This is a genomic window from Aeromonas sp. HMWF014, from assembly GCF_963878295.1.
Taxonomy (GTDB): Bacteria; Pseudomonadota; Gammaproteobacteria; order Enterobacterales; family Aeromonadaceae; genus Aeromonas; species Aeromonas popoffii.
Window position 1 is genome coordinate 3,324 of the sequence record NZ_CAWNYS010000038.1, and the last position, 4,260, is coordinate 7,583.

At 59.6% G+C, this 4,260-nt stretch carries 4 protein-coding genes; 2 read left to right on the forward strand and 2 right to left on the reverse strand.

Annotated elements, in window-relative coordinates; translation table 11 throughout:
* Positions 1-196 precede the first annotated feature (196 nt).
* Positions 197-529: a hypothetical protein gene (locus AAC083_RS01355; RefSeq protein WP_108537868.1), complete on the reverse strand. Its 333-nt coding sequence runs from the start codon at positions 527-529 to the stop codon at positions 197-199.
* Between the two features lie 569 nt (positions 530-1,098).
* On the opposite strand from AAC083_RS01355, the gene AAC083_RS01360 reads away from it, so the two are divergent.
* Positions 1,099-2,271 carry a CD0519/CD1768 family membrane protein gene (locus AAC083_RS01360; RefSeq protein ID WP_108537870.1) on the forward strand — a complete coding sequence of 391 codons (1,173 nt, stop codon included), beginning with the start codon at positions 1,099-1,101 and terminating at the stop codon, positions 2,269-2,271.
* A 60-nt stretch (positions 2,272-2,331) separates the two neighbouring features.
* Here the strand turns inward: AAC083_RS01360 and AAC083_RS01365 are convergent, their stop codons facing one another.
* Positions 2,332-3,345: a chemotaxis protein gene (locus AAC083_RS01365; RefSeq protein WP_042038975.1), complete on the reverse strand. Its 1,014-nt coding sequence runs from the start codon at positions 3,343-3,345 to the stop codon at positions 2,332-2,334.
* Between the two features lie 208 nt (positions 3,346-3,553).
* On the opposite strand from AAC083_RS01365, the gene AAC083_RS01370 reads away from it, so the two are divergent.
* Positions 3,554-4,260, forward strand: a 707-nt coding sequence (locus AAC083_RS01370) for an SDR family NAD(P)-dependent oxidoreductase (protein WP_108537871.1), incomplete at its 3' end; no start/stop codon positions are given.

A 4,260-nucleotide genomic window follows, 5' to 3' on the forward strand; every position in this document is an offset into this window, starting at 1 on the left:
CACAAAAGCCCAGCAGCAATGCTGGGCTTTTTCTTTGTCTGTCGTTTACGGCCGACCAGATTCACGTGACAGGTTCGTTTGTTACTGGCCGAGTGAGAGCATGGCCGGCCGAGATAGTAGCGTCTTTCGAGTATCTCCGTTCGCCAGGGATGGCACTTAATGTCTGCTGTTGTTTCATCAGCGGCCAGCGTTATCGCTATCTTTCCGGCGTGATACCTTGCATTTTCAGCCAGAATGCCTCCTGACAGGGATTGTGGAACAGCTTGCGTAGCGGCGTGATGGGCATGGGGCTGGTGACGACGCTGTAGCTTATCCAGCATTCGGCACACAGCTGTGCAGAGGGGACTTGATCCTGCTCTGTCTGATGACAGATGACGACCCTATTGGCGAACCAATAGGTGGTTTGCTGGTGCTGGATCAGGGTGCCACTCTCGTCATGCTCGCTATAGTGTTCACTCTGCTGGCGTGTGATGGTCGCAGGCCCCGGCTGCCGATGGATGGCCTTGATATAGGTGATGAGCTGATTCATTGCTGTTCTGTTTGTGATGGGGGCGGAGTTCGGCGCTGGCCGGAGGTGTCGCGATCTTAACTTGCTGCATCGAGGCCGGCAATCCTGCCGCCAGACCGAACGGTGGATCACCGTCGATATGCATTTTGGCAAGTTGCTGAAGGCCTTGCTAGTCATGCCCGAGCGCTGTCAGCAGGACGGAGTCCCCTGCCACCAAGTCATCGGACTAATGCGTAACGGGTTGAACATAGGCGGCATTCAGATACGAAATCCCAGTAAGGTAGATGAAGTCTCTGGCGGAGGTTATCCACGTTCTTTCGCTGACTTGCCGCGGTTGTTATACTCCTGCCCCGCAATTTTTCCCGAGTGCTGGTTTTATCGTGCCGACCAGGTCTGATGCGGGCTTGCTGGCTATGTTGGCCCGGCAATCGCGTTTTCCTCCCGAGTGCCGTCGTCAACACTACTGACTATTCGTCCGGATGTCAGCGGAACCTTGCTGGATACGCCATTCAAGGAGCCCTTGTCGCGAGTGCGTCATGAGTTCAATAACAAAAACAACGATTCACACAGAGACAGCAATCAGGATTGGTATGGAAAATCAAGCAGTTAAAGATTCGCATACATCGCAAACCTCTCTCCGCCGCTGGCTGGAGCCGGTACTGGTGCTGGCTATTCTGGGCAGCCTGTTCGGCTACCTCGGCAGCCAGATGGGGCTCTCCTCCTTGGTCAATACCCTGTTCAACACCGCCCATCAGCTGCTGCTCAATACTGTGCTTTTCATCATGGGGATTACCGTGTTGTCGGGGGCGCTGAGTCAGCTGCTCAGCGAGTTCGGGGTGATCCGCCTGCTGGAGGTGCTGCTGGCGCCGCTGATGAAGCCCATCTTCCGCCTGCCTGGACGTACCGCCCTGGCGGCCTTGATGACCTTCTTCTCCGATAACCCGGCGGTCATCAGCCTCGCCAAAGACAGTCGCTTTCGCAAAGGCTTCACCCCCTGGCAGCTGGTCTCACTCACCAACTTCGGCACCGCCTTCGGCATGGGGCTGATAGTGGTGACCTTCATGGCCACCCTGCAACTGCCGAGCGGCGAATCCACTGCCAGTGCAGCCCTGATAGGCCTGCTTGGCTCCCTCATCGGTTCAGTGGTCTCGACCCGGTTGATGCAGCACATGATCCGCCCGCTGGTGGGGGAAACCCTGATGGATGACGAGGTAGTGAGCCTGGGTGCCAAGCCTGGTCTGAGCCAGGAGTCGGCCCCCACCTGGCTGCGGGTGCTCAATGCCCTGCTCGATGGCGGCAAGTCCGGGGTGGAACTTGGGATGGCGGTGATCCCCGGGGTGCTTATCATCAGCACTTTCGTGATGCTGCTGACCTTCGGCCCGGGCGAGCAGGGTTACAATGGCGAGGCTTTCCAGGGGGTGGCGTTGCTGCCCGTGCTGGCGGCCAAGGTGGGTTGGTTGTTCGAACTGCTGTTTGGCTTCCAGCAACCGGAGCTGGTCGCCTTCCCGGCGACCTCGCTGGGGGCGGTCGGGGCCGCCATGTCGCTGATGCCTCCCTTTATCGCCAAGGGGTGGATCACTGGCAACGAGGTCGCGGTGTTTACCGCCATGGGCATGTGCTGGAGCGGTTTCCTGAGCACCCACACCGCCATGCTGGATGCCCTCGGCTATCGTCACCTGACCTCCCGTGCCATCGTGGCCCACACCATCGGCGGCTTGAGTGCCGGGGTGGCAGCCCATCAGATCTACCTCTGGCTTGGGTGAAGGGACAGTTAGCAAAAGGGCGCCTCGGTGCCCTTTTGCTTGTCTGGCCGGCTAACGGCCTTACAGATTGCCCGGTTTGGGGATGGGGATACCGATCAGGAAGTTGTCTATCATGCCGACCATGCGTCCCAGCTCGGGTTTGGTGATGGTATCGTTGGCCCCCAGCTGTAGCGCCTTCTGGCGGTTGTCGTCACTCATCAGCGACGAGAACATGACGATGGGGGTGGTCTTGAAGGCAGGGGTATCCCGCAGGCGTTTGAGCAGGTGCATGCCGTCCATGCGGGGCATCTCGACGTCTGTGATGATGCCGCTGACGAACTCGGCCACCGGGATCTTCTCCTCCTGCGACAGGCGGTCGAACTCCATCAGCATCTCCAGCCCGTCCCCCCCATCCTTGGCGGTCACCACGTTGTAGCCTGCGGTGCGCAGCGTGGTCTCTATCATCTTGCGGATGAAGGCGGAATCATCCACCACCAGCACCGTCTTGGCCTGGCGCAGTGCCATCATGCGATCGTCGATGATGACCTTGCGATCCTGGGTCACATCGTACTTCTCCATGCTCAGCTCGGGGTTGATGTCGGCGATGATCTTCTCGAAGTCGAGGATCATGATGAGGTTGCCATCACGCCTGACCACGGCCACCACGCAATCATTCTCGCCCGCCTCCAGAAACTGGCTGGGGGACTCCACATCCTCCCAGGAGACCCGATGGATCCTGCTGACGCTGTCGATGAGAAAGCCGTTCGCCATCTTGTTGAAGTCGGTGACGATCACCACCTTGTGGCTGGGGTCAGGGTTGGTCTTGATGCCAAGCCAACCCGCGAGATCCACCAACGGGATCAGCCGCTCGCGCAGGGAAAAAACACCCACCATGTGACGTTGGGCGTTGGGGTAGTCTGTGGTTTCCGGTACCCGTATCACCTCGCGCACCTTGGCGACGTTGATGCCGTAATAGGCGATCTTCTCCCTGCCATCTGGCATCTGCTTCTTGAGGTGAAACTCGATGATCTCGAGCTCGTTGGTACCGCTCTCGGTCAGGATGGATTTACGATCTTCCCCGTCTTTGGACATCATGGTCACTCTCGTGCTTCTGGTTGCGCTGGCAGCACCCGCTGCGGTTTTCCCTCAGTATAGGAATGGATCCGCCCAATCCGGGGCGATCCACACAAGCTGGCCCTCATAACTGCTTGATCCGGCAGACAGGAAGGCGCGTACCAGCTTAACAGGGAAAGAAAGAGGCGATGGAGAAGGGCATCACACTCACCGCAAACAGGAGATGAACATGAACGAGGGCGTCGTGGTGATTGGAGCCGGGGGCGGTATAGGTCAGGCGCTGGTGGCACACTGGCTGGCGACAGGGGGCGGTCCTGTCATGGCGGTCAGCCGGCAGCCGGCACCCGTCGGGTGTGATGATCCCCGCTTGCATTGGCTGCGTTGCGATTACAGCGATCAGCAGATGGCTGACGTGGTGGCCCGTATCGCCACTCTGGCCCCGAGACCGCACCGGCTGGTGATATGCAATGGTGTCCTGCATCAGGGGGCGATCAGGCCTGAAAAGCGGCTGGAAGCGCTTGATGTCGAGGCCATGACCAGCCTCTACCAGACCAATGCCTTGCTGCCGCTGCGCTGGATCAACCAGCTGCTCCCGCTGCTTGGCGCCTCGCCCTGCACCCTGGCGGTGCTCAGCGCGCGAGTCGGCAGCATTGGGGGCAATCGGGCGGGGGGCTGGTATGGCTATCGTGCCTCCAAGGCTGCCCTCAACATGCTGCTCAAGTGCGCCGCCATCGAACTCGCCCGGCGTGCCCCGGGCGTCAAGCTGCTGGCGTTTCATCCGGGTACTGTGGATACCCAGCTCTCGCGCCCGTTTCACGCCAATGTGCCAGATGGCAGCTTGCAGACGCCAGAGCAGGTAGCTCGCAATCTGGTCAGTCTGATGGCGGGGCTGATACCTGACGGCGAGCTCAGCTATCTCGACTGGCAGGGCAAGAC

What these genes read in the sequence shown, in the direction of transcription:
- AAC083_RS01355 (WP_108537868.1), bottom strand. Translation starts at nt 529, where the DNA reads ATGAATCAGCTCATCACCTATATCAAGGCCATCCATCGGCAGCCGGGG.
- AAC083_RS01360 (WP_108537870.1), top strand. Translation starts at nt 1,099, where the DNA reads ATGGAAAATCAAGCAGTTAAAGATTCGCATACATCGCAAACCTCTCTC.
- AAC083_RS01365 (WP_042038975.1), bottom strand. Translation starts at nt 3,345, where the DNA reads ATGATGTCCAAAGACGGGGAAGATCGTAAATCCATCCTGACCGAGAGC.